Annotated in this window: 1 protein-coding gene and 1 pseudogene; both read right to left on the reverse strand. The window is 35.9% G+C overall.

Features of this window, described 5'->3' with window-relative positions; genetic code table 11:
- Positions 1–170 (reverse strand): PTS sugar transporter subunit IIC (locus C1G53_RS07335; RefSeq protein WP_161941387.1); only part of this gene is annotated, 170 nt, incomplete at its 3' end.
- A 15-nt stretch (positions 171–185) separates the two neighbouring features.
- Positions 186–382 (reverse strand): annotated as a pseudogene (locus C1G53_RS07340) (PTS sugar transporter subunit IIB); the annotation flags it as partial.

The raw sequence follows: 382 nt of genomic DNA on the forward strand, positions 1-382 counted from the left end.
AATTGAAAAGTTCCAGCAATAGTCATAGCAGCAGGAACATCTCCCATTATGATGCCTGCAAACAAACCAACCGTTATCGGCCAGTGATTGATAATAGTTGCTCCCCTATTGTCAATTAAGGCGTATGCCGGTAGAAGAATTATTAAAACATTTTGTATTATTTCTGCCATAGTTATTCTCCATAATTATTTTTTTACATATTTATCAAAAGCTTCTTCTTTGTCAGTAGGAGCGAACTGGAATATTATAGGTATCCCTTCTAAAGAAAGTGCCTGTAACTCTAACTGTTCTTGCGGGTTCAAGGAAACACTCTTTGTAAACCTTTCTCTATCTTCTCTCTCAAAGATAATTCCTAACTGAATTTTTGGAAGGAAAACACCTC

Source organism: Streptococcus suis (assembly GCF_002960445.1).
Lineage (GTDB): Bacteria > Bacillota > Bacilli > Lactobacillales > Streptococcaceae > Streptococcus > Streptococcus hyiners.